25 protein-coding genes and 1 tRNA gene are annotated in these 22,148 nt (G+C 68.5%); 15 read left to right on the top strand and 11 right to left on the bottom strand.

Annotated features, from left to right (window positions below):
• Positions 1-2: 2 nt before the first annotated feature.
• Positions 3-1,109 carry a 3-isopropylmalate dehydrogenase gene (gene leuB / locus ACMUOO_RS08770; RefSeq protein ID WP_301920532.1) on the bottom strand — a complete coding sequence of 369 codons (1,107 nt, stop codon included), beginning with the start codon at positions 1,107-1,109 and terminating at the stop codon, positions 3-5.
• Between the two features lie 151 nt (positions 1,110-1,260).
• Here leuB and ACMUOO_RS08765 point away from each other — a divergent pair, with 151 nt between their 5' ends.
• The 7 genes from ACMUOO_RS08765 (at position 1,261) to rbsK (ending at position 8,313) form a co-directional block, all read left to right on the top strand.
• Positions 1,261-2,127: an epimerase gene (locus tag ACMUOO_RS08765; protein ID WP_301920531.1), complete on the top strand. Its 867-nt coding sequence runs from the start codon at positions 1,261-1,263 to the stop codon at positions 2,125-2,127.
• Between the two features lie 52 nt (positions 2,128-2,179).
• Positions 2,180-2,968 carry a 3-oxoadipate enol-lactonase gene (pcaD, locus tag ACMUOO_RS08760; RefSeq protein ID WP_301920530.1) on the top strand — a complete coding sequence of 263 codons (789 nt, stop codon included), beginning with the start codon at positions 2,180-2,182 and terminating at the stop codon, positions 2,966-2,968.
• A gap of 1 nt (position 2,969) precedes the next feature.
• Positions 2,970-3,719, top strand: coding sequence for an alpha/beta fold hydrolase (locus tag ACMUOO_RS08755; RefSeq protein ID WP_413855028.1), 750 nt, complete (start codon positions 2,970-2,972; stop codon positions 3,717-3,719).
• 45 nt (positions 3,720-3,764) lie between these two features.
• Positions 3,765-5,000: an MFS transporter gene (locus tag ACMUOO_RS08750; RefSeq protein WP_301920528.1), complete on the top strand. Its 1,236-nt coding sequence runs from the start codon at positions 3,765-3,767 to the stop codon at positions 4,998-5,000.
• Entirely contained in the window at positions 4,997-6,076 is a 1,080-nt protein-coding gene (locus ACMUOO_RS08745) for a zinc-binding dehydrogenase (RefSeq protein ID WP_301920527.1), read from the top strand. The genes ACMUOO_RS08750 and ACMUOO_RS08745 overlap by 4 nt, the downstream gene beginning before the upstream one ends.
• A gap of 77 nt (positions 6,077-6,153) precedes the next feature.
• Complete coding sequence (locus ACMUOO_RS08740; RefSeq protein WP_301920526.1) at positions 6,154-7,389, top strand: mandelate racemase/muconate lactonizing enzyme family protein; 1,236 nt, start codon at positions 6,154-6,156, stop codon at positions 7,387-7,389.
• Between the two features lie 3 nt (positions 7,390-7,392).
• A complete protein-coding gene (gene rbsK, locus ACMUOO_RS08735) occupies positions 7,393-8,313 on the top strand; it encodes a ribokinase (protein WP_301920525.1) in 921 nt (306 codons plus the stop codon).
• Positions 8,314-8,433: 120 nt separating this feature from the next.
• Here rbsK and ACMUOO_RS08730 read toward each other — a convergent pair whose 3' ends face one another.
• The 6 genes from ACMUOO_RS08730 to ACMUOO_RS08705 all read right to left on the bottom strand — a co-directional run bounded on the left by ACMUOO_RS08730 (position 8,434) and on the right by ACMUOO_RS08705 (position 12,869).
• A complete protein-coding gene (locus ACMUOO_RS08730) occupies positions 8,434-8,601 on the bottom strand; it encodes a hypothetical protein (RefSeq protein WP_301920524.1) in 168 nt (55 codons plus the stop codon).
• 313 nt (positions 8,602-8,914) lie between these two features.
• Positions 8,915-8,991 (bottom strand) — tRNA-Arg (locus ACMUOO_RS08725).
• A gap of 31 nt (positions 8,992-9,022) precedes the next feature.
• A complete protein-coding gene (locus tag ACMUOO_RS08720) occupies positions 9,023-9,490 on the bottom strand; it encodes a GNAT family N-acetyltransferase (RefSeq protein ID WP_301920523.1) in 468 nt (155 codons plus the stop codon).
• A gap of 22 nt (positions 9,491-9,512) precedes the next feature.
• The gene (locus ACMUOO_RS08715; protein ID WP_301920522.1) at positions 9,513-10,967 is read right to left on the bottom strand and encodes a hypothetical protein; all 1,455 of its coding nucleotides are present in this window, start codon (positions 10,965-10,967) and stop codon (positions 9,513-9,515) included.
• Positions 10,968-11,053: 86 nt separating this feature from the next.
• Positions 11,054-11,365 (bottom strand): ETC complex I subunit, encoded by a 312-nt coding sequence (locus ACMUOO_RS08710; protein WP_301920521.1) that lies wholly within the window; start codon positions 11,363-11,365, stop codon positions 11,054-11,056.
• A 103-nt stretch (positions 11,366-11,468) separates the two neighbouring features.
• Positions 11,469-12,869: an MFS transporter gene (locus ACMUOO_RS08705; protein ID WP_301920520.1), complete on the bottom strand. Its 1,401-nt coding sequence runs from the start codon at positions 12,867-12,869 to the stop codon at positions 11,469-11,471.
• A 69-nt stretch (positions 12,870-12,938) separates the two neighbouring features.
• On the opposite strand from ACMUOO_RS08705, the gene ACMUOO_RS08700 reads away from it, so the two are divergent.
• The 7 genes from ACMUOO_RS08700 to ACMUOO_RS08670 all read left to right on the top strand — a co-directional run bounded on the left by ACMUOO_RS08700 (position 12,939) and on the right by ACMUOO_RS08670 (position 18,727).
• A complete protein-coding gene (locus ACMUOO_RS08700; protein ID WP_301920519.1) occupies positions 12,939-13,400 on the top strand; it encodes a helix-turn-helix domain-containing protein in 462 nt (153 codons plus the stop codon).
• A gap of 274 nt (positions 13,401-13,674) precedes the next feature.
• Positions 13,675-15,849: an excinuclease ABC subunit UvrB gene (gene uvrB, locus ACMUOO_RS08695; protein WP_301920518.1), complete on the top strand. Its 2,175-nt coding sequence runs from the start codon at positions 13,675-13,677 to the stop codon at positions 15,847-15,849.
• A 4-nt stretch (positions 15,850-15,853) separates the two neighbouring features.
• Positions 15,854-16,129 carry a hypothetical protein gene (locus ACMUOO_RS08690; protein WP_301920517.1) on the top strand — a complete coding sequence of 92 codons (276 nt, stop codon included), beginning with the start codon at positions 15,854-15,856 and terminating at the stop codon, positions 16,127-16,129.
• Positions 16,130-16,154: 25 nt separating this feature from the next.
• Positions 16,155-16,613 carry a hypothetical protein gene (locus ACMUOO_RS08685; protein ID WP_413855027.1) on the top strand — a complete coding sequence of 153 codons (459 nt, stop codon included), beginning with the start codon at positions 16,155-16,157 and terminating at the stop codon, positions 16,611-16,613.
• Between the two features lie 112 nt (positions 16,614-16,725).
• A complete protein-coding gene (locus ACMUOO_RS08680; RefSeq protein ID WP_301920515.1) occupies positions 16,726-16,965 on the top strand; it encodes an aspartate aminotransferase in 240 nt (79 codons plus the stop codon).
• Positions 16,966-17,092: 127 nt separating this feature from the next.
• A complete protein-coding gene (locus tag ACMUOO_RS08675) occupies positions 17,093-17,872 on the top strand; it encodes a formate/nitrite transporter family protein (RefSeq protein ID WP_413855025.1) in 780 nt (259 codons plus the stop codon).
• A 72-nt stretch (positions 17,873-17,944) separates the two neighbouring features.
• On the top strand, positions 17,945-18,727 hold the full coding sequence (locus ACMUOO_RS08670; RefSeq protein ID WP_413855024.1) for a DUF6782 family putative metallopeptidase: 783 nt from the start codon (positions 17,945-17,947) through the stop codon (positions 18,725-18,727).
• A gap of 6 nt (positions 18,728-18,733) precedes the next feature.
• Here the strand turns inward: ACMUOO_RS08670 and ACMUOO_RS08665 are convergent, their stop codons facing one another.
• The gene (locus ACMUOO_RS08665) at positions 18,734-19,045 is read right to left on the bottom strand and encodes a zf-TFIIB domain-containing protein (RefSeq protein WP_301920512.1); all 312 of its coding nucleotides are present in this window, start codon (positions 19,043-19,045) and stop codon (positions 18,734-18,736) included.
• Between the two features lie 219 nt (positions 19,046-19,264).
• Here ACMUOO_RS08665 and ACMUOO_RS08660 point away from each other — a divergent pair, with 219 nt between their 5' ends.
• Positions 19,265-19,825, top strand: coding sequence for a hypothetical protein (locus tag ACMUOO_RS08660; RefSeq protein WP_301920511.1), 561 nt, complete (start codon positions 19,265-19,267; stop codon positions 19,823-19,825).
• A gap of 36 nt (positions 19,826-19,861) precedes the next feature.
• Here ACMUOO_RS08660 and ACMUOO_RS08655 read toward each other — a convergent pair whose 3' ends face one another.
• From ACMUOO_RS08655 to ACMUOO_RS08645, 3 genes are all read right to left on the bottom strand, one after another.
• Entirely contained in the window at positions 19,862-20,188 is a 327-nt protein-coding gene (locus ACMUOO_RS08655; RefSeq protein ID WP_301920510.1) for an antibiotic biosynthesis monooxygenase family protein, read from the bottom strand.
• Positions 20,189-20,254: 66 nt separating this feature from the next.
• On the bottom strand, positions 20,255-20,887 hold the full coding sequence (parA, locus tag ACMUOO_RS08650; protein WP_301920509.1) for a ParA family partition ATPase: 633 nt from the start codon (positions 20,885-20,887) through the stop codon (positions 20,255-20,257).
• Positions 20,888-21,060: 173 nt separating this feature from the next.
• A complete protein-coding gene (locus tag ACMUOO_RS08645; RefSeq protein WP_301920508.1) occupies positions 21,061-22,053 on the bottom strand; it encodes an NAD(P)H-quinone oxidoreductase in 993 nt (330 codons plus the stop codon).
• Positions 22,054-22,148 lie beyond the last annotated feature (95 nt).

Here is a 22,148-nt window from a genome sequence, read left to right as displayed (position 1 = left end):
GATCAGAGCGACGCGTCGAGGGCCGCGACGATCCGGTCGCCCATTTCCGAGGTCGAAACCGGCTTGCCGCCCTCGGGCCCCATCAGGTCGGCGGTCCGCACGCCGTCCGCCAGCACCTTCTCGACCGCCTTCTCCAGCCTCTCGGCCTCGCCGCCCTGGTCGAAGGAGTAGCGCAGCGCCATCGCGAAGCTGAGGATGCAGGCGATCGGATTGGCCTTGCCCTGGCCGGCAATATCGGGGGCGGAGCCGTGCACGGGCTCATAGAGCGCCTTCGGCCTTCCGTTCGCCATCGGCGCGCCGAGGCTCGCGGAGGGCAGCATCCCGAGCGAGCCCGTCAGCATCGCGGCGAGGTCAGACAGCAGGTCGCCGAAGAGGTTGTCGGTCACGATCACGTCGAACTGCTTCGGCCAGCGGGTCAGCTGCATCGCGCCCGCGTCGGCATACATGTGCGAAAGCTCGACGTCGGGGTATTCCTTGTCGTGCACCTCCTGGACGACCTCGCGCCAGAGGATGCCCGATTCCATGACGTTGGCCTTCTCCATCGAACAGACCTTGTTCGACCGCCGCCGCGCCAGTTCGAAGGCCGAACGCGCCACCCGGGCGATCTCGGATTCGGTGTAGCGCTGGGTGTTGATGCCCACCCGTTCGTTGCCTTCGGTGAAGATCCCGCGCGGCTCGCCGAAATAGACGCCCGAGGTCAGTTCCCGCACGATCATGATGTCGAGCCCGGCGACGACCTCCTTCTTCAGCGACGAGAAGTCGGCCAGCGCGTCGAAGCACTGGGCCGGGCGCAGGTTGGCGTAGAGGTCCATCTCCTTCCGGAGCCTGAGAAGCCCGCGCTCGGGCTTCACCTCGAAGGGCAGCTTGTCGTATTTCGGCCCGCCGACGGCGCCCAGAAGCACCGCATCCGCCGCCTGCGCCTTCGCCATCGTGTCGTCGTGAAGCGGCGTCCCATGCTTGTCATAGGCAGAGCCGCCGACGAGATCCTCGCTCACGTCGAAGCTCAGCCCGCGCCTGGCGCCCATCCAGGCGATGATCTTCTTTACCTCGGCCATGACTTCAGGGCCGATGCCGTCGCCGGCGAGGATGAGGAGGGAGGGATTGGCCACGGGCGGGGCTCCTTGAAAGCTGCGCAAACTCCCCGCCCGCCTAGCCAATGGCCGCCCCGCGGTCAAGCGCCGGGGCCACACCGCGGGCACGAGCGTGGAGCCGTCAAGGGCGATGGTGTAGGCTGAGTCCGCACTGCAAGCGAGGTCACCGATGTCCCGCACCGTCCTCGTCCTCGGATCCTCGGGCCATTTCGGCGCACAGGCGGCGCGCGCCTTCGCGGCGGCCGGGTGGGAAGTGCGGCCCTACCGCCGCGGCTCCGACATGACCGCCGCCGCGAAGGGTGCAGACCTTGTCGTCCATGCGATGAACCCGCCCAACTACCACGACTGGGCGAGGCTCGTCCCTGAGATCACCGGTGCCGTCCTGGCCGCCGCCCGTGCGTCGGGCGCGACGGTCCTGATCCCTGGCAATGTCTATGTCTTCGGCATCGAACCCGCACCCTGGGGCGCGGCGACACCGCACCGACCGGTCGCCCGCAAGGGTCGCATCAGGGCCGAGATGGAGGAGCGCTTCCGCGACGCCGCGGCAACGGGTCTGCGCACGATCCTTCTGCGCGCCGGGGATTTCATCGACCCGGATGCGCCGGGCGGCCTCTTCGACCGCTTCGTGATCGGCAAGGCGGCCAAAGGGGTCATCGCCACCCTCGGCGACCCCGACGCCGCCCATGCCTGGGCCTACCTGCCGGACATGGCCCGCGCGGCCGTCGAACTGGCCGCGCGGCACGACGCCCTTGCCGCGTTCGAGGACGTACCCTTCCCGGGACTCGCGTTCTCCACCCGCGAGCTTGCGGCGACCGTCACCCGGCACACCGGCCGGCCGATGCGGATCGCGCGCTTTCCCTGGTGGATGATGACGTTGGCCTCCCCCGTCTGGGAACTCGCGCGCGAACTTGGCGAGATGCGCTATCTCTACGACCACCCGCACTGGCTCGACGGTCGAAAACTCGCCAGCCTCCTCCCGGACTTGGACATGACGCCACTCGACGACGTGCTGGCGCGGTTCCTCTCCCGTGGCTGAGGCGCTTGCCGTTTCGGCCGCCGCCCCGCAGGATGGCGCGAACGGAGGCCCGATGCACATCCTCGATCTCGGCGACATCCAGCTTCACTGGCGCGAAGACGGCGACCCGGCCGGGTGGCCCGTCGTCTTCGCCAATGCGCTCGGCACCGATTTCCGGCTTTGGGACAGGATCGTGCCGCTCCTGCCGAAGTCGCTCCGCCTCATCCGCTACGACATGCGCGGGCACGGGCTTTCCTCCTGCCCGCCCGGCCCCTATGCGATGGGCGCCCTGGTGCGGGATGCCGAACGGCTTCTTGATGCCCTCGGGGTGAAGGATTGCGTCTTCGTCGGCCTCTCGATCGGCGGCATGGTCGCCCAGGGCCTCGCCGTGAAGCGGCTCGATCTCGTCCGCGCGCTCGTGCTCTCGAACACCGCCGCGAAGATCGCCACGCCCGCCCTCTGGGCCGACCGCATCGCCGCCGTCCGGGAGGGCGGAATCGAGGCGGTTGCCGACGCGACGATGGAGCGCTGGTTCGCCAAGCCCTTGCGCGAGGGAGCAGAGATCCTGGGGTGGCGAACCATGGTCACGCGTCAGCCGGTAGAGGGCTATCTCGGCTGCATGGCCGCCATCTCCGGTACCGACTTCTACACGCCGACATCGGGGCTGACGCTGCCGGCGCTGGTGATCGCCGGGGCGGAGGATGGCTCCACGCCGCCCGATCTCGTGCGCGAGACGGCGGAGTTGATCAAGGGCGCGCGGTTCGAGCTTATCCGGGGCGCGGGTCACCTGCCCTGCGTTGACAGGCCCGCAGAATTCGCCGGCGTCCTCTGCGGCTTCCTCGCAGGGATCGGGCACGGCTGAGATGGCGGCATTCCTCCTCGTCCATGGCTCCTGCCACGGCGCCTGGTGCTGGCGTGACGTGATCCCCGCACTCACCGGCCTAGGTCACAGCGCCCGCGCCGTCGACCTGCCGGCCCATGGCGAGGACCGGACGCCCGCAGCGGCGGCGACGCTCGATCTCTACGCCGACGCGATCCTCGCGGCGGCCGACCGCGGAGTGACGCTCGTCGGCCATTCCGCCGCGGGCTATCCGATCACGCTGGCGGCGATGCGCGCACCCGACCGCTTCCGCCGGATGGTCTACCTCTGCGCCTATGTGCCGGCGGCGGGCAGGTCGCTGGTGGAGATGCGCAGGGCCGGGCCGCGCCAGCCGCTGCGGGGCATCGTCCGCCCCGATCCCGGGGGCATCACCTATTCGGTCGATCCGGCAGGCGCGCGCGCCACCTTCTACCATGACTGCCCGGACGAGGCGCTGGACTTCGCGCTGCCCCGGCTCTGCCCGGAGCCTGTCCTGCCGCAGTCCACCCCCCTGCCGCCCCACGATGACGGTCCGCAGGTCGAGCGGCACTATGTGCTCTGCGAAGATGACCATACGATCCCTCCGGAATACCAGGAGACCATGGCGGCCCCCTTCGCGCCCGGCCGCGTCCATCGCCTGCCGTGCGGCCATTCACCCTTCTTCGCCATGCCCGCCCGCCTCGCCGCTCTCCTGGCCGCGATCGCGCGGGACGGGTCATCGGCCCCCCTTCCCTTCGCCCGCGCGCCGGGCTAGCCTCCTGCCGCCCGGACGGCCCCATCCGCGCCGGCCCGGAACCCCATGCAGAACCGCCTCGCCCTTGTGTTCATCCTCGTGACGGTGATGATCGATTCCATCGGGATCGGCATCATCTTCCCGGTCATGCCCGACCTCATGCGCGAGGTGACGGGGGCCGATCTTGCCTCGGCCTCGCTCTGGGGCGGGCTCCTCGCCACCTCCTTCGCCGCCATGCAGTTCCTCTGCGGCCCGATCGTCGGCAACCTCTCGGACCGCTACGGGCGGCGCCCGGTGATGCTCATCGCGCTCATGGTCATGGCGCTCGACTACGCGATCATGGCCGTCGCGCAGTCGGTCTGGCTCCTCCTCCTCGGCCGGCTCATCGCCGGCGCGGCGGCGGCGACCTACGCCACCGCGGCCGCCTACGTGGCGGACATTTCCGCGCCGGGGGCGCGGGCGAAGAACTTCGGGCTGATCGGAGCGGCCTTCGGCGCGGGCTTCGTCGCCGGGCCCCTCGTCGGCGGGATCGCCGCCGAATGGGGCACGCGCGTGCCCTTCTGGACGGCGGCGGCCGTCGCCGCGCTGAACGCGGTCTTCGGCTTCTGGGTTCTGCCCGAGAGCCTCGGCGCCGACAAGCGCCGTCCCTTCAGCCTCGCCCGCGCCAACCCCTTCGCCGCGTTCCGCGCCATCGGCAATCTGCCGGGTCTCGGGCGGATGCTGGCGATCATGTTCCTCTACACCCTCGCCTTCCAGTCCTACCCCTCGGTCTGGGCCTTCTTCGGCACCGAACGCTTCGGCTGGAACGCATGGTGGAACGGCCTCTCGCTCGCGGCCTTCGGCATCTGCATGGTCGTCGTGCAGGGGTTCCTGGTCGCCCCGGCCACCAGGGCCTTCGGCGAACGCCGGACGGCGGGCTATGGCATGGCGCTCGAAACCCTCAGCTTCGGCTTTTACGGCGTCGTCACCTCGGGCTTCTGGGCACTCGCCTTCACGCCGGTCGCGGCCATCGCCGGAATCGCCGGGCCGGCGCTTTCCGGGCTCATGTCGAACGCCACGCCCGACGACCAGCAGGGCGAGCTTCAGGGCGTTCTCGCCGCCGTCCAGGCCGTCGGGATGGGCCTCGCGCCAATGGTGATGACGTCCGTCTTCTGGGCCTTCACGCGGCCCGGGACGAGCTTTTACCAGCCCGGCGCGCCCTTCCTGCTCTCCGGTCTTCTCATGGCGGCAGCGGTGGTCCTGCTCGTCGCCCCCGCCGGCCGGCGCCACCCCACCGCGCCGCGCCCGCAGGAGACGCCATGAAAGAGCTCCGCGCCGCCGTCTGCCACACCTTCGGTGAACCGCTCCGCATCGAGACCGTGCACCTGCGCGCGCCGGGCCGCGGCGAGGTCGAGGTGACGCTTGCCGCCTGCGCGATCTGCCATTCCGACATCACCTACATCGACGGCGGATGGGGCGGCGATCTGCCGGCGGTTTACGGCCACGAGGCCGCCGGCCACGTCAGCCGCACCGGCCCCGGCGTCACCGCCCATGCCGAGGGCGACCCGGTCCTCGTGACGCTCATCCGCTCCTGCGGCACCTGCGCCGCCTGCGCATCCGGCCGCCCCACGCTCTGCACCGCGCCGCCGGCGTTGCCGCCGGTGCTTGCCCTTCGCGATGGCCGCCCCGTCGCCCAGGGGCTCAACTGCGCCGCCTTTGCCGAGCGCGTCGTCGTCCACGCGAGCCAGCTCGCACCGCTGCCGGCCGCGATCCCGCTCGACGCGGCCTCGCTTCTCTCCTGCGGCGTCATCACCGGCCTCGGCGCCGCCGTCAACACCGCCGCAATCCGCCCCGGCGAGGTCGTCGTCGTCATCGGCGCGGGTGGCGTGGGCCTCAACGCCATCCAGGGCGCGCGCCTCGCCGGTGCCGCCCGGATCATCGCGGTGGACATGACGGGGGAGAAACTCGCCGCCGCGCGCGATTTCGGCGCCACCGATGGCGTCCTCGCCACCGATCCGAAGCCCTGGGCCGCGGCGAAGCGGATCGCCGGCCGCGGCGCCGACGCCGTCCTCGTGACGGTCGGCGCGATCCCGGCCTACGACGCCGCCCCGCGCTATCTCGCCCCAGGCGGGCGCCTCGTCGCGGTCGGGATGCCGCATTCCGGGCAGCGATCCGCATGGGAACCGGTGATCCTCGCCGCGACCGGCCAGCGGATTCTCGGCTCCTTCATGGGCGACACCGTGCTGGCCCGCGACATCCCCTGGATCTCCGACCTCTGCGGCCAGGGCCGGCTGAAGCTCGACGCCCTCATCTCCGGCCGCTGGCCGCTCGACGAGATCAACGCGGCCATCGACGACACCCGCTCGGGCGCGGCACGGCGCAACGTCATCGTGTTCTGAGACACTTCCCCTTTCAGCCCGGCCGCAATACCTTCGGGCGTGCCGGGTCGGTCTGCCCCCGGCGGCGGGGAGGACCCATGCGGCTCAAGGATCTCGAAATCTTCACCGTGGCTCCCCCTGCCCCCGGCTGGGGCGGGCGCTACTGGCTCTTCGTCAAGCTCACCACCGACGACGGGATCGCGGGCTATGGCGAATGCTATGCCTCGACCGTAGGCCCGAAGGCGATGGCGGCGGTCATCGAGGATGTCTTCTGCCGACACATGGCCGGCACCAGCCCCGAAGAGATCGAGCTGATGTTCCGCCGCGCTTTTTCGTCGGGCTTCACCCAGCGTCCAGACCCCACCGTCATGGGCGCCTTCTCGGGACTGGAGATCGCGTGCTGGGACATTCTCGGCAAGGCGAGGGGCCGCCCGGTCTGGGCGCTTCTCGGCGGGCTCATGAATGAAAGGCTCCGCTCCTACACCTACCTATATCCCGAGCCCGGAAAGGAGAGCGCCGCATTCTGGGTCTGCCCCGACATGGCGGCAGAAGCCGCGGCGCGTTTCGTCGGTATGGGCTTCACCGCGGTGAAATTCGACCCCGCCGGCCCCTACACGATCCGCGGCGGGCACGACCCAAGCCAATCGGACATCACCCGTTCGGTCGCCTTCTGCCGGGCGATCCGCGAGGCGGTGGGCGACCGGGCCGACCTCCTTTTCGGCACCCACGGCCAGTTCAACGTCGCGGGCGCCGTAAGGCTCGCCCAGGCGATCGAACCCTATGGCCCCTTGTGGTACGAGGAGCCGATCCCGCCCGACAACCTCCTCGACTTCGCCGAGGTGCAGAAGGCGGTGCGGATTCCGGTAGCCACGGGCGAGCGCTTCACCACCAAGGCGGAGTTTGCCACCGTGCTCAGGACCGGCGGTGCCCGCATCCTCCAGCCGGCCCTCGGCCGCGCGGGCGGCATCTGGGAGGGCAAGAAGATCGCCGTCATCGCCGAAGCCTTCACAGCGCAGGTCGCACCCCATCTCTACGCCGGGCCGGTCGAGTGGGCGGCCAACATCCATCTCGGCGCTTCGATCCCGAACCTCCTCATGGTCGAGACGATCGAGACCGGCGGCGCCTTCCACCTGAAGCTGGTCCGCAATTCGATCCGCTGGGACGACGGCTACGTGATCGTGCCGACCGAACCCGGCCTCGGCATCGACTTCGACGAGGACCTCGCCCGCGCCCATCCCTACACCGGCGAGCAACTGCACCTCGAAATGCAGGAAGCGCCCTGCGACTACCGCCGCCCGAACCTCTTCGAGGGCGGGGCCCCCAGAAAGGACTGAACGATGGGCGCCATCGTGGTCCTCGGCGTCTTCATGGCCGACCTCACCTTCCGCGCCGCACGCCAGCCGCGCATGGGAGAGACGCTGCCGGGCCTCGGATTCGCGATGGGACCCGGTGGCAAGGGATCGAACCAGGCCGTAGGGGCGGCGAAGGCCGGGGGCGAGGCCCGCATCATCACCCGCCTCGGCCGGGACGCCTTTGCAGAAATGGCCCGCGCGACCTGGGCCGCCGCAGGCGTGACGCCCGACGTGACGGAAGACGCCGAAAGCCACACCGGCGCGGCCTCCATCTTCATCGAAGCCGCGACGGGTGACAACGCCATCATCATCGCGCCAGGCGCGGCGGGCCGCATCTCGGTCGCCGACATCGAGGCTCGCGCGCCGCTCATCGCCGGCGCTTCCATCTTCATGACCCAGCTCGAACAGCCGCTTGACGCCGCCCTCCGCGCGCTCCAGATCGCCCGTGCGGGCGGTGCGCGGACCATCCTCAACCCCGCCCCCGCCGCGCCCCTGCCCGAAGGGACGCTGGCGCTCTGCGACTACCTCACCCCGAACGAGTCCGAGGCGGAGCTTCTCACCGGCCTGCCCGTCACCACGCTCAACGAGGCCCGGACGGCCGCCGCGGCGTTGCGCGGTGCCGGCGCCGGCACGGTGATCCTGACGCTCGGGGAGAAGGGCGCACTCTATCACGACGGGTCGGAAAGCACGCTGGTCCCGGCCTTCGACGCCGGTCCGGTGGCCGAGACGACGGGCGCGGGCGATGCCTTCAACGGCGCCTTCGCGGCTGCGCTCGCGCGCGGCATGGCACCCCGGGACGCGGTCCGTTTCGGCTGCGCGGCGGCCGCGATTTCGGTCACCAGGCCCGGAGCGGCAGCGTCGATGCCGACGCTGACCGAGATCGAGGAGATCCTTGCGCGCGGTTGAGATGGACCGGACCCGATCGCCGGGACCGTGGTGACGAGGGGGAATTGCGCTGCCGGCGCGACGCCGGGCCGAGGGTCGTCAGCTGCCGCCGGATCGTGCCGGCCGCTCATTCCCGGGCAATCACGTCGCGATCGCGAGAAGGACCAGCAGGGCCGCCGCTCCGAGGACGAAGGCCAGCACCGGCCCGAGGTCGATATCGTCCATCACGGCCGACAAAAGCTTTGGTCCCGCCCGATCATGTGAATCGGGCGGGACCAGTTCGGGAAATACCTCTGCACTCTTACGCACCGAACGCACTCGCTAACCCTTTAAGAACAATCAGTTACTCTATGCCTGCAATTATGCGCCGGTTCGCCCCCGCAACAAACCTGTCTAGTTGGACAAGACCCCTTTGACGTTCGTGCACAATGAATCCGCCGCCGGCCGATTACGGCTCTCCGGCCGGAAAATCCTCCATCCGGCCGCCCAAATCCCGCCACAAAGTGGACACTGTCCTGCCATGATCGCCGCGCCCGGCCGTCGCGACGCAGGTCGCGCGACTCAGCCCGGCGGGCGATTCGAGGCGCCCGTGACGGTCTCTGCGGCCGGCGAGAGGGAGAGATGGCGATCCCGGGAGGACTCGAACCCCCGACCTACTGCTTAGAAGGCAGCTGCTCTATCCAGCTGAGCTACGGGACCGCATGGCCCCCTTTAGCGGCAGCCGGCGGTTTCAGGCAAGGCCAAGCGTCATGAAGACGCTGTGGGGATCCTCGCGATAGCCCTCGAACGGCGCGCATTCGACAAAGCCTGCCCGGGCGTAGAGCGCACGGGCCGGGGCGAAGATGGGCTCCGCGCCGGTCTCGAGACTGATCCGGCGGCAGCCTTCCGCCCGGGCGTGGGCAATCAGATGGTCGAGCAGGAACCGCGACAGCCCCCGCCCCCGCGCCTCGGCCAGCACATGCATCGACTTAATCTCGGCATGCCCCGGGTCGATCCGCTTGAGCGCGCCCATGCCGACAGGACGGCCATCCTCTCGGATCACGAAGAAATCGATCCCCGGAAGCGCCAGTGCATCGGCCGAAAGCATGTGGATGCTTTCCGGCGGGGTTTCGGCGTGCATGTCGGCGGTGTGCCGTTCGTGCAGGAGCGCGAGTTCGGGATCGCAGGGATCGGCGCGGGCGATGACCGGCGGGCTCATGGCTTACCCCCTGGCAGCGGGCTCATTGCATCTTCGCCAGCGCGGACATGTCGGTGCCGTTCACCAGCACTTTGCCGTCGGCCGTCATCTCGATGTCCCAGACGAAGCGGCCGACGCCAGCGGGCTTCGCCATGCCGCGCAGCATCATGATGCCCGGAACGGCACCCGACCGCACATCCTCCGGCGCCGCGTTCAGCGCCTCGAGCGTGGCGTCGATGCCCGTCGCCCCAACCGTGACCTGGCCCTCGGGCATCCGGCCGGGACCCGCGTCGAAACCGCCCTCGTAGTCGAACGCATAGGTCGGCGTCCGGACTCCCTGCGGGGCAAGGGTGATGGTGACCTTGCCCTCGGGCAGAAGCGCCGCGAGGAGTTTCGCGTCAAAGTCCGCGCCCGGCTCGAAATCCGGTCCGATCGCGTCGAGAAGCAGCGCCGCCGGTGCCGCGAGATCGAAGCCCGAGACGGCGACGTCGATCGCCGCATCGAACGGGACAAGAGGCGGCACCCAGGCCGGCATGAGTTCGGTCGGGAGCTTCAGCCCCTTGACCGTGGCACTTTCGCGGAAATGTCCGTCGGAGACAGCGCCGCTCATGTCGAGGGCGAAGGCGAAGCTTTCGGCCGAGCCGGCGCCAAAGGGGGTCGTCACGCCAACGTCACGCGCCTCGCCCTTGCCCGAGAGCGACGACCACAGCGGAAGCGCCCGGCGGAGCGTCGCCTTCAAACCGTCGGTATCCGCCTTGATCGCCGCTTCCGAGGGATGAGCGACGAACCAGGCGAGGAGCGCATAGAGCGCCTCGGTCCGCAGTGCCCTTCCCTCGGCTGTGGCGGCATAGCCCGCGACAGTGATGTCGGCGCTGAGCGGCATCGCTTCGCCGCCACCCGTGCCGGGCATGACGCGGATCGTCTCGGCAATGCCCTCCGCGGCGTATCGCATCTCGGCGTCGACCCCGCTGCCTGTTACGGCGGCTTCGGCCGAAGTCTCCGCCGAAACGGTAGCGACGTCGTAGTGCACCTCGGTCACTGTCCCGTCCGGCTCCGTCTGGGTCTGGCGCGAGGTGACCCCGCTCGCCGTCGTCGCCGAAGTGCGGCAGGCCATGAGCGCCGTGTCGAAGGTGCAGTCCATCGCCATCTCTTCCGCCGCAGCCTCGAAGGTGAGCCTGCCGGGAACGTCGAGCCTGATCGACAGACGCTCGTTCTGCGCCACGGCCCAGGTGCCGTCGCCGTTGTCGGTGAGCCGGAAGTGGAAGGGCGAGACCTCGGCCGTGATGCCTTGACCGGCCAGCGCAATCCAGGGCGCGGGATCGAGTGTCACGGCGTAGCTGTCCCCCTCCGGGACAACGGCGATCACGCCCGGCGCCCGACCGAGATAGGTGGCAAGCGCGCTGTCGATCGCGGCCGCCCCCTCGGGCGTTGCCGGCGCAGCGGAAAGGGGCACGGCGGTGGAGCACAGCAGTGCGAAAGCGGTAAGCGATCGGATCATGAAATCTTCCCGTGGCGTCCGGAAGACAAACGGGGCGCCGTTGCCTGCGCCCCGCGTCCGGTGGTGAGGCTCCCGGCCATGCCGGATCAGTGGGTCCAGGGGCTGCGGCGATCGGTGGCGAAGTTCTCGCCATAACCGCGCGGGCGGATGTTCGGCTGGCGCTTGTGCGGTTCGGTCACGATGTAGTCGATCCCGTGTACCCGGGCGTAGTCCTCGGCTTCCGCGCGGCTTTCGAAGCGAAGGCGGACCTGGGTCTGGGTGTCACCCGAACCGGTCCAGCCCATCAGGGGATCGACCTGGCGCTCCTCGGACGGGGCGAACTCCAGGATCCACTGGCGGGTCTTGGCCATCCCGGATTGCATCGCATTGCGGGATGGCTGGTAGATGCGCGCACGCATGGGCAAACTCCGTCATGGTCCGGGCTCCTTATCCCGAATGACGGCGGTCCGCGCAAGAGGCTCGCGGACGGGATGGCTCCACTTCCGCGCCGGCGCATGTCCCTCAGGCCTCGCGCGGCCGCAGCGCCCCGGTGGTCGCAAGGACGATCGCCCCGGCGAGGCAGGCGGTGGCGGTGGCAAAGGTCACGGCGAGGCCCTGCACGACGGCCTCGGGGCGGGCGGCTCCGATGTCGGGCGTCCCGACCGCCAGGGCGAAAAGCGCCCCCATCGCTGCTGCCCCGGTGATCAGACCGAGGTTCCGCGACAGGTTGAGAAGCCCGGAGACCGTTCCCTTCCGGTCGGGCCCTGCATCCGCCATGATCGCCGTCGTGTTGGCCGCAAGGAAAAGCTGGTATCCCGGCGTCAGGATGGCCATCGCTGCAACATAGCCGCCAACGCCGGCGATGCCCGGCAGCACCGCGAAGGCCATGCTGCCAGCAGCCATCAGGGCGATGCCGGCGACAGCCATCCTCGCCGCGCCGAAGCGGTCCACGGTCCGGCCGGCGGGAAGGCCGCTCAAGGCCGCGAGCACCGGCCCCACCGCCATCACGGCGCCGACGTGTCCCGGGTCGAGTCCGAGGCCGCGCGACAGGACGAACGGCCCGACAACCAGCGTCGCCATCATCACCGCCGCTACCACCGCGTTCATTGCGAGCCCCGCGGCCATCACCGGATCGCGCAGCGCGGCCGGCGCGATCATCGGCCGTTCCGCGCGCGCCTCGACGCGCAGGAAGAGCGCGCCGCCCGCAACCGCGAGAAGGAGGAGCGCCGCGCGCAGCGCGCCCCGGGCATCGTCCAGCGTGAGCGCCATCGCATAGGCGCCGAGCGTCAGCGCGAGCACCGCCATGCCGGCGCGGTCGAAGGACGGCACTTGCCGCGCGGTGCCGGTCGCCGGCAGGAACCGGCGCACCGTCAGCATCGCGACCACCCCTGCGGCCATCAAGACGACGAAGACCGCCCGCCAGCCGGCCGCCCCGATCAGGAGACCGCCGAGCGCCGGACCGAGGGCGGTCCCGACCGCCGACATCGACCCGAGAATCCCGATGGCGCGTCCGGCCTTGCCCTCCGGTGCGGTGTCGCGGGCGAGCGCGACGGTCAGCGCCATCATCGCCGCCGCCCCCGCACCCTGCGCCGCCCGCGCTGCGACGAGGACCGGCAGGGTCGGCGCCGCGGCACAAACCACCGAGGCGAGGGAGAAGAGCGCGATCCCCCCGCCCAGAACCCGCCGGTGGCCGAAGCGGTCGCCCAGTTGTCCGGCCCCGACGACCAGCGTCGTCACGCTCAGAAGGTAGGCGATCGTCACCCACTGGGCGCCGGCGAAGCTTGCGCCAAGGTCCGCCGCGATGTCCGGCAGCGCGATGTTGGCGCCGCTGATGCCGAGGGCACCAAGAAGCGTGGTCAACGCCAACCCAGCCATCACGCCGCGCGCCGGCCCTGTCTTTCGGGTCTCCTGTACCTTGTCCATTCCTGTCTCCTGTTGCGGGAATCATCCTGGACAGGCAAGCTACGACTTCAAGTCAACTTGAGGTCAAGCATGAAATTTCTGGACATCGGCACGGTCGCGGAACAGTCCGGCGTTCCGCCCTCGACGTTGCGCTACTACGAGGAAATCGGACTCATATCGTCGCTCGGCCGGCATGGCCTGCGGCGCCAGTTCGGGCCAGAGGTTCTGCTGCAACTCTCGCTGATCGCGCTCGGCAAGTCGGCGGGGTTTTCGCTGGGCGAGATCGCGGGAATGTTCGGGTCCGATGGGGCGCCGGACCTGCCCCGCGCCGACTTCCATGCGCGGGCCGACGCGCTGGACCTTCAGATTCGCGGCCTGACCACCCTGCGCAACGCGCTGCGGCACGTCGCAGACTGCCCGGCCCCCTCGCATCTGGAATGTCCGACGTTCCGTCGGCTCATCCGTCTCGCGGGACGCCGGTCGCGGCCTGCCGGCCGGTCCGGCGCACCGACACCGGTGGCGCGCGATCAACGAACGGGCAAGCAGGGCTGACTGCCGGTCACATGCTCAGGGAGCGTGGGTGGGTGGTGGCTGGGTGAGGGCCAGGACCGGCAGCCAGCGCTGCTTGCCCACCCTTCTTACGGGCCGGATTGCTCGAATACAACTAAAAGTTGTTTTAAAGACGACCGGATCGCGCATATTCCTGCCGACGCGAACAGTTCCTCCCGCGCCCCGGCATCGTTTCTTCGGCAGGAACGTCCGCGCCGCCGCATCGCGCTTGAACCGGAACAAAAACGGACCAATCTAGGGGCCGAAGGAGAGGCCCATGCCCCACAACAACACCAACGCCCCTGTCGCCCGGCCCGACGTCCTGACCCGGCCGAAGCTGGAAGGCGGGCGGCGATTCGTGATGAAGACCGATTTCGAGCCGGCCGGCGACCAGCCGACCGCGATCGTGGAACTTGCCGAAGGCGTGAAGGCGGGCGAGCGCGACCAGGTGCTTCTCGGCGCGACCGGCACCGGCAAGACCTTCACCATGGCCAAGGTGATCGAGGAAACCCAGCGCCCGGCGATCATCCTCGCCCCGAACAAGACGCTCGCCGCCCAGCTTTACGGCGAGTTCAAGGGTTTCTTCCCGGAGAACTCGGTCGAGTATTTCGTCAGCTACTACGACTACTACCAGCCCGAGGCCTATGTCGCCCGGACCGACACCTATATCGAGAAGGAAAGCCAGATCAACGAACAGATCGACCGGATGCGCCACTCGGCCACCCGGGCGCTTCTGGAACGCGACGACGTGATCATCGTCGCCTCGGTTTCGTGCATCTACGGCATCGGCTCGGTCGAGACCTATTCGGCGATGACCCAGGACATGGAAGTGGGCAAACTCTACGAGCAGCGGAAATTCCTGTCCGAGCTGGTCGCCCAGCAATACCGCCGCGCCGATGCCGCCTTCCAGCGCGGCGCCTTCCGCGTCAAGGGCGACACCGTCGATGTCTGGCCCGCCCATCTCGAGGACCGCGCCTGGAAGTTCAGCTTCTTCGGCGAGGAACTCGAAGGCATCACCGAGTTCGACCCGCTCACCGGCCAGAAGACCGACAGCTTCGAGAAAATCCGCATCTATGCCAACAGCCACTACGTCACCCCCCGCCCCACCCTGCAGCAGGCGATCAAGGGCATCCGGGTGGAGCTTGCCCAGCGGCTGAAGCAGTTGCAGGACGAAGGCAAGCTCCTCGAAGCCCAGCGCCTCGAACAGCGCACCAATTTCGATCTCGAGATGCTGGAGGCCACCGGCTCCTGCGCCGGGATCGAGAATTACTCCCGCTACCTCACCGGCCGCGCCCCCGGCGAACCGCCGCCCACCCTCTTCGAATTCATCCCCGACCACGCCATCGTCTTCGCCGACGAATCCCACGTCTCGGTCCCGCAGATCGGCGGCATGTACAAGGGCGACTTCCGGCGGAAGTTCACGCTGGCCGAACACGGCTTCCGGCTCCCCTCCTGCATGGACAACCGCCCCTTGAAGTTCGAGGAATGGGATGCGATGCGCCCGCAGAGCGTCTTCGTCTCCGCCACGCCCGCCGCGTGGGAGCTGGAGCAGACCGGCGGCGTCTTCACCGAACAGGTGATCCGCCCGACCGGCCTTCTGGACCCGCAGGTCGAAATCCGCCCCGTCGAGATGCAGGTGGACGACCTTCTCGACGAGGTCCGCAAGGTCGCCGCCAGGGGCTTCCGCACCCTCGTCACCACGCTCACCAAGCGCATGGCCGAGGACCTGACCGAATACATGCACGAACAGGGCATCCGGGTCCGCTACATGCATTCCGACATCGATACCATCGAACGGATCGAGATCCTGCGCGACCTCCGCCTCGGCGCCTTCGACGTGCTCGTCGGCATCAACCTTTTGCGCGAGGGGCTCGACATCCCCGAATGCGGACTGGTGGCGATACTGGATGCCGACAAGGAAGGCTTCCTGCGTTCCGAGACCTCGCTGATCCAGACCATCGGCCGGGCGGCGCGGAACGCGGAAGGCAGGGTCATCATGTATGCCGACCGGGTGACGGGCAGCATGGAGCGCGCGCTGGCCGAGACCAACCGGCGCCGCGACAAGCAGATCGCCTATAACGAGGCGCACGGCATCACCCCGCAGACGATCAAGAAGAACGTCGAGGACATCCTCGCCGGGCTCTACAAGGGCGACGTCGACATGAACCGCGTGACGGCCAGGGTCGACCGCCCGATGCACGGCGCCAACCTCGAGGCGCATCTGGACGGCTTGCGGACGGCAATGCGCAAGGCGGCCGAGAACCTGGAATTCGAGGAGGCCGCCCGGATCAGGGACGAGGTCAAGCGGCTGGAGGCGGTCGATCTGGTGCTGTCGGACGATCCTTTGGCGCGGCAATCGGCGGTCGAGGAGGCGGTCGGCGAGGCGGTGAAGGCGCGGGGGAGGTCGACGGCCGGGCGACCGGGACAGCGGGGCGGGAGGAGGAGGGGGTAAATACATGCAGTACGTAGTGCGCATTATTGATTACGGTGAAGAACCCGACTTCAAATCCTTTGGCGACCTGCGAGATGCACGGCGGCGATACAATCGTGCAGCGTTTAGGGCGCTGGAAGATGAATTGCAGTCCGTGGCTCTATTTCGTGTCGAAACCGACGACGTCAGAAAGGCAGTCGACGCCGTGAAAGAGGGCAACTCAGGTGTGGCGGCATTGATGGAACTTACGGAAGACACTGAGACGACCGTTAGTAGGCTAAAATTGGATATCGATCTTTGATGAATCGTAGATACGTAAGACAGGAATGAAACAGCTACATGCTACTATTGAGGACTGTAGAATTTGGGGAAGATTCTCCGAACGCTTTGAAGCCTATGGTACAGTATCCGAACTTGTAGATCGCAGTCGTTGGATCGGATTGGATGGTCATTTGTGGTCAATGATCAAGATTGAAGCGGACGATGCAAAGTATTTGGTGCGTAGCTATCGCACTGAAGCGCAATACCACGAAGCTATTCCTACAATTGACTCGGCTGAAAAGACATTTCTTGAATTCAAAGGATATAAGATCAAGCGGAGTTTCTTTGCCTCGCCGATTTGGGTTTGTCAAGTATTAGTACAGTTTGATGCCTCCTATGCGATACTAGGATACTTCGCAAGACGGAATTTAGTGACTATCTGTGACTATCTGGAAATTGTCTCTTCGTCCGAAGCGAAATTAATGGATACAGCAATCGCCGCAATCGCGGTTGAGAATCTTTAGCAGACCGTAGCGGGGGCGAACCTCCACATTGACACATGCTCATCCACCACTGCCGAACAAGCAAACTCCTTCCTCAACCCGCCCTTAACCGTCCCGCGCCAATCCTCCGCCCATGCGGAACCTGAACTCCCCCCTCTCGCCCGAGGTCTGGTTGAAGGACCTTTTCGCCTCCAAGGCGGTGCAGGAGGGTGCCGTGATCCGCCGCAAGGCGCGGGACATCGAACGCTTCGTGGGCATGGAGCGCTTCATGGCCGAGATCGACCGGCGCGGCTACCAGGTCGCCGAGAATTCCGGCCAGTTCGTCATCTTCTGCAACCGCGCGCCCATCCGCTGGCTCACCCCGCCCCGATAGGGCGATCCGCGCTTTCTTGAAAAGAAAACGCTACCCGAAATCCTTTCAGGATTTCGGCGCAGCATCGACCCTGCCTCCACCTCTGGACGGGCGCCCCGCTTCCGCTATCCTCGCCCCCATGACCGAGATGCCCGCTCACACGGATGCCTACCGCCCCGCCGAGATCGCCCGGCTGATCGAAAGCGCGGGCGTGGCCAAGGCCGCCCTGCCTGCGGGGCAGATGTTCGTGCTCGCGGTTCTTGCCGGCGCCTTCATCGGCTTCGGCGCGGCGGCCTACACCATGGTGATGACCGGGGCGGACCTCGCCCATGGTCCGGCGCGGCTGCTCGGCGGCGTCGTCTTCTCGCTCGGCCTGATCCTCGTCATCGTCGGCGGGGCGGAGCTCTTCACCGGCAACGCGCTCATGGTCATGGCGGCGGTGGACCGCAGGATCACGGCACGGCAGCTGTTGCGCAACTGGGGGGTCGTCTGGCTCGGCAACCTCGCGGGCGCGGCGGGGCTCGCCTTTGCATTCGGGCTTTCGGGCCTTCTCGACGGCCCCATGGGCGCCACGGCGGCGAAGATCGCGGCCGCGAAAGGCGCGCTGCCGCCGTTCGAGGCCTTCATGCGCGGGGTGCTCTGCAACGCGCTTGTCTGCCTCGCGGTCTGGCTCACCTTCGCGGCGCGGACGGCGGCGGGGAAGATCCTGGCGATCCTCTGGCCGATCAGCGCCTTCGTGCTCCTCGGCCTCGAACACTCCGTCGCCAACATGTACTTCTTCCCGCAGGGCTGGGCGGCGGGGGCGACGGCGGACCTGCCGGCGGCGGCGGCGAACCTCTTCTGGGTCACGCTCGGAAACATCCTCGGCGGCGCGGGCGGCGTGGCGCTTGCCTACCGCTTCGCCTATCTCGGCCCGGCACGACCCTGACGGCCGCAAGGCCCGCCGGCTCGCCGCGAAAGCGGCCTTTGTCCGGCCCCCGATGCCGGCTAGTGTTGCCCCATGCGCCGCTTCGCCGCCCTCCTCGCCTTCCTCGCGCCGGCTGCCTGGGGCGGCGACCCGGCGGCGTGGCACCCGGAGGCGGCGACGCTCTGCCTCGTCCCTCCCTACGACCAGACGGCGACCCCGGCACAGCGGTCGGCGCTCGCCCTACTCGACGCGATCGAGCGGCTGGACCCCGCTCCCGACCCGCTCCTGGAGGTTCTCCACCGGAACGGCACCGCGCTTTGCATCGAGGATAGGCCGACGACCGTCCGCGGCGCCTACAACGTCGACCGCAACCTGATCGAACTCAGCGCGGATCTCGATTTCGGTGAACGACTGTTGATCCTGATCCACGAGTTGCGCCACCTCGACCAGTACGGCCGCGGCTTCTGCCCCTCTACCGATTTCGACCTGAAGGAGGTCACGCGCTTCACCTACATGGTCGAGGCCGACGCGCAGGCGGTGGCCACCTACTACGCCTGGAAGCTGAAGGGCGCGGGCCAACCCGAGGCCTGGGATGCCATCGCGCGGCTGAAGGAATACGCCGACATCGGCGCCGTCTTCGCCGACAGCGTGCTGCAGGGAGCCTCGCCGGAGGACGCCGTCACGGCCGCGTTCGAGGCCTGGTTCACCTCGCCCTGGCGGGTGGAGACCTACCGGCTGTCGAGCTGCGCGGCCTATCTCGACCGGCTGGACGAAACAAAGCGCCTCAGAAGCTATGCGCCCCTGCCCGACGACTATTTCACCGGGCTCTGCACCCTTCCAGGCGGCGCCGCCTATGCCTGCACGCCGCCGGAGTGAGCGCCCTCAGTCGAAGTCGAATATCTCGCTCAGGAAGCTCTTGCGTTTGCGATAGGGCCGGCCGTGGCTATAGCGGTCGTCATCGTCGCGGTAATCGCCCCTGTCGTCCCGTCGCCGCGGCTCCTCGCGCGGGGCTTCGGGACGACGCTGCACCTCGCCCGCCGGTTCGGCCAGGGCAACCGAAGGCGCCGAGCGGTCGATGATCTTGTCGAGCTCCCCCCGGTCAAGCCAGACCCCCCGGCATTTCGGGCAGTAGTCGATCTCCACCCCCTGCCGGTCCATCATCTGAAGTTGGGTTCCATCCACCGGACACTGCATCGTCGCCTCTCTGTCGCTTGCGATGACGGCTATATGGGAAGCGCCGCGGCCTCGCGCAAACCCGCCCGCCGTGACACCGGGCGGGTTTGTGCGCGGCACAGGCCGCGGCAGGGCCGCAATGCTGCCCCGAATCTGCCGCATTCCATCGTTAACCAACCAGCAACATTAACGATTTCACCCACCCGCGAAGATCCGCGGGACAGAGAGAAGGACCACGCAATGATCCGCCCGCTCGCTCTCGCCGCGGCCCTGCTCGCAGCCCCGGCTGCCGAGGCCGCCACCGTCACCTTCGGCAACCTCGCGTCCTACGACGCCGCGCTCGGCGCGCCCTCCACGGTGTCGGAGACCTTCGACGGAGGCGTGCTGAACGGCACCGCAATCCAGCAGATCCTCGGCTCCCACAGCTTCAACAACAACCGGCTTCAGGGTATTGCCGGCGGCGGCACGAATCCGGCGCGGCAGTTCACCACGCTCGTCTTCTCGACCCGTGTCACGGCCTTCGCGGCGAGCTTCGCGAACCTCTCCGCGGGCGAGATCGCCAACGTCCTCCTCGACGGCATCCACGCAGCGACAATCACCGGCGGCACGACCTTCTTCGGCATCCAGTCGACGATCGCGTTCTCGTCGATCACGTTCCTCGACACCACCTTCCCGAGCGTGAACACCCAGTTCGCCATGGACAACGTGCGTGTATCGCCGATCCCGGTTGCAGCCGGGGCGCCGATGCTGCTCGGCGGGCTCGGCCTTCTCGCGGCGCTGCGCCGCCGCCGCCGCGCCTGATCGCACGACTGCAGGCAAGACCGGACGGCCGGCCTCTCAGGCCGGCCGTGCCACATCCACGACCTCGTACATCACCGGCTCGAAGCGCGAACAAAGCTCCGCGATCTTGCGGTTCCTCTCGCGCATCTCCGAGGTGCGCAGCATCGCCTGGAAATCCTCGCGGCGGCGCCACTGGGAGTAGTTGGCGATGCGGGTCTGCGCGTCGTTCATGTGCAGCCCCGCGCCGATGAACCCGGGCTGGTGGCGGATGACCTTCTCGTAGGCCTCCTTCAGCGCGTCCATCAGGTCGTGCGCCGTTCCCGGCGTCATCTCGAAAGTGGTGATGACGGTCTGGCCGCTGAAATCCTTGGAAATCTCGGGCATCTCTCTCCTCCGCAACAGGCGCGCGCCATGTGACTATCGCGCCGCGGCGCGGCACTGTAAACAGGCTCAGGCGTCCAGAAGCCGCATCACCTCTTCGGCCAGCGCCGCGACCTCGGCGCGGGCGGCACGGTGGCCGGCCTCCACCGCGCCGAGCCCCTGGCCCAGCGTCTCGGCATAGACGACGCGGGCAGCCAGTTTCGCCTCCACGACGCCGGCCGTGAGTTCCGCCGCCGCAGCCGCCACCTCCTCGCCGAGCCGCGTGCCGGCGCGGGTGCGGTTGAGAACGATCCAGGCCGCCTTCCGTTCGCGCCCGGCCAGGTCCAGGACGCCATCCGTCGCCCAGAGGTCGACATGCGAAGCGGCGACGGGGATCAGCACCAGGTCGGCCTCGCGCAACGCCGGCCGCAGATCGGCATCGACCTTGGGCGGCGTGTCGACGATAACCAGATCGACCGTCTTCTTCAGCTTCTCGCATTCGTATGAGACGCCCCAGGCCGAGGAGGTCGAGAACTCCAGCCCCGCCTCGCCCAGCCTTTCGCGCCGGGTCATGAACCAACGCCCGAGCGAGCCCTGCGGATCGGTGTCGAGAAGCGCAACGGTCATGCCGCGCCGGAGGTATTCGGCCGCGAGGTTGACGGCCAGCGTGGTCTTGCCCGAGCCGCCCTTCTGCTGGGCGATGGTGATCACTTTCCCGGGCATGGCTTCTCCTGCGCACTTTGCTGCATCGCAGCATAGCGTGGACAGGGCGGGGATGCACGAAGGAAGCGCGAAATGTCGCAGCGGCGACGGCGACCGGGGAAACGCTGGCCACCGCGCGACTTGCGCGCTGCGCCAGCGTACCCTGCGCCAGGATGTCGCGCCGGCGAAGGGCTTCAGCCGCCGACCTTCAGCACGATCTTGCCGATATGGCCCGAGCTTTCGATTCGCCGGTGCGCCTCGGCCGCGGCCTCCAGCGGGAATTCCGAATCCATCACCGGGGCCAGTCGTCCGGCCTCGATCATCGGCCAGACATGGGTCAGGAGCGCCTCGGCAATTCGCGCCTTGGCAAGATCGCTCTGCGGGCGCAGGGTCGAACCCGTGATCGTCTGGCGGCGCATCATCAGGGGGGCAAAGTTGATCTCGGCCTTCGGCCCCTGCAGGAAGGCGATCTGCACCAATCGCCCGTCGTCGGCCAGCGTCTTGAGGTTGCGCGCGATATAGTCGCCGCCGACCATGTCCAGGATGAGATCCGCGCCCCCCTCCCCGGCCAGGACCGCCACGAAATCCTCCTCCCGGTAGTTGATCGCGCGTTCCGCGCCGAGCGCCTCGCAGGCCGCGCACTTCTCGGCTGAGCCTGCGGTGGCGAAGACACGTGCCCCGAGCGCACCGGCGATCTGGATCGCCGTCGTGCCGATGCCCGAGGAGCCGCCGTGGACGAGGAACCTTTCGCCCGCCCGCAGACCGCCGCGCATCACCACATTGGACCAGACGGTGAAGCAGGTCTCAGGCAGGCATGCGGCCTCGCGCAGACCGGTGCCCTTCGGCACCGGCAGCGCATGGGCGGCGGCGGTGACCGCGTATTCGGCATAGCCCCCTCCGGGCAGCAGCGCCGTCACCGCGTCACCGACGGCCCAGTCCGTCACGCCGGGGCCGAGCGCCGCGACGATTCCGGCCGCCTCAAGCCCCGGCAGGGGCGAGGCGGAGGGCGGCGGCGCGTAGGCGCCCGCGCGCTGCAAGGCATCGGGGCGGTTCACGCCGGCATAGGCGACCTCGATCAGGATCTGCCCCTGCCCGGGCTTCGGCACCGGCACCTCGGTCACTCGCAGTACCTCGGGCCCGCCGGGGCGGGAAATTTCGACGGCGCGCATCGCTGCGGGCAGGCTCATCCCCGACCACCGCCCATGCGGCCCGGCAGGTCCCAGGGCGGGCCCGCGGGCGGGCGGACCCGGCCGAGCGCCTTCAGCGGGCCCTCCAGCATCCG

Origin of the sequence: Albidovulum sp. (genome assembly GCF_041919395.1) — a bacterium.
In the GTDB taxonomy this organism is placed as follows: Bacteria; Pseudomonadota; Alphaproteobacteria; order Rhodobacterales; family Rhodobacteraceae; genus Albidovulum.
The sequence above is the reverse complement of the archived record's forward strand: the minus strand, read 5'-3'. Positions and strand labels throughout refer to the sequence as shown.

Coding starts and splice junctions, on each gene's coding strand:
- ACMUOO_RS08765 (WP_301920531.1), top strand. CDS start 1,261: ATGTCCCGCACCGTCCTCGTCCTCGGATCCTCGGGCCATTTCGGCGCA.
- pcaD (WP_301920530.1), top strand. CDS start 2,180: ATGCACATCCTCGATCTCGGCGACATCCAGCTTCACTGGCGCGAAGAC.
- ACMUOO_RS08755 (WP_413855028.1), top strand. CDS start 2,970: ATGGCGGCATTCCTCCTCGTCCATGGCTCCTGCCACGGCGCCTGGTGC.
- ACMUOO_RS08750 (WP_301920528.1), top strand. CDS start 3,765: ATGCAGAACCGCCTCGCCCTTGTGTTCATCCTCGTGACGGTGATGATC.
- ACMUOO_RS08745 (WP_301920527.1), top strand. CDS start 4,997: ATGAAAGAGCTCCGCGCCGCCGTCTGCCACACCTTCGGTGAACCGCTC.
- ACMUOO_RS08740 (WP_301920526.1), top strand. CDS start 6,154: ATGCGGCTCAAGGATCTCGAAATCTTCACCGTGGCTCCCCCTGCCCCC.
- rbsK (WP_301920525.1), top strand. CDS start 7,393: ATGGGCGCCATCGTGGTCCTCGGCGTCTTCATGGCCGACCTCACCTTC.
- ACMUOO_RS08720 (WP_301920523.1), bottom strand. CDS start 9,490: ATGAGCCCGCCGGTCATCGCCCGCGCCGATCCCTGCGATCCCGAACTC.
- ACMUOO_RS08715 (WP_301920522.1), bottom strand. CDS start 10,967: ATGATCCGATCGCTTACCGCTTTCGCACTGCTGTGCTCCACCGCCGTG.
- ACMUOO_RS08710 (WP_301920521.1), bottom strand. CDS start 11,365: ATGCGTGCGCGCATCTACCAGCCATCCCGCAATGCGATGCAATCCGGG.
- ACMUOO_RS08705 (WP_301920520.1), bottom strand. CDS start 12,869: ATGGACAAGGTACAGGAGACCCGAAAGACAGGGCCGGCGCGCGGCGTG.
- ACMUOO_RS08700 (WP_301920519.1), top strand. CDS start 12,939: ATGAAATTTCTGGACATCGGCACGGTCGCGGAACAGTCCGGCGTTCCG.
- uvrB (WP_301920518.1), top strand. CDS start 13,675: ATGCCCCACAACAACACCAACGCCCCTGTCGCCCGGCCCGACGTCCTG.
- ACMUOO_RS08690 (WP_301920517.1), top strand. CDS start 15,854: ATGCAGTACGTAGTGCGCATTATTGATTACGGTGAAGAACCCGACTTC.
- ACMUOO_RS08685 (WP_413855027.1), top strand. CDS start 16,155: ATGAAACAGCTACATGCTACTATTGAGGACTGTAGAATTTGGGGAAGA.
- ACMUOO_RS08680 (WP_301920515.1), top strand. CDS start 16,726: ATGCGGAACCTGAACTCCCCCCTCTCGCCCGAGGTCTGGTTGAAGGAC.
- ACMUOO_RS08675 (WP_413855025.1), top strand. CDS start 17,093: ATGCCCGCTCACACGGATGCCTACCGCCCCGCCGAGATCGCCCGGCTG.
- ACMUOO_RS08670 (WP_413855024.1), top strand. CDS start 17,945: ATGCGCCGCTTCGCCGCCCTCCTCGCCTTCCTCGCGCCGGCTGCCTGG.
- ACMUOO_RS08665 (WP_301920512.1), bottom strand. CDS start 19,045: ATGCAGTGTCCGGTGGATGGAACCCAACTTCAGATGATGGACCGGCAG.
- ACMUOO_RS08660 (WP_301920511.1), top strand. CDS start 19,265: ATGATCCGCCCGCTCGCTCTCGCCGCGGCCCTGCTCGCAGCCCCGGCT.
- ACMUOO_RS08655 (WP_301920510.1), bottom strand. CDS start 20,188: ATGCCCGAGATTTCCAAGGATTTCAGCGGCCAGACCGTCATCACCACT.
- parA (WP_301920509.1), bottom strand. CDS start 20,887: ATGCCCGGGAAAGTGATCACCATCGCCCAGCAGAAGGGCGGCTCGGGC.
- ACMUOO_RS08645 (WP_301920508.1), bottom strand. CDS start 22,053: ATGAGCCTGCCCGCAGCGATGCGCGCCGTCGAAATTTCCCGCCCCGGC.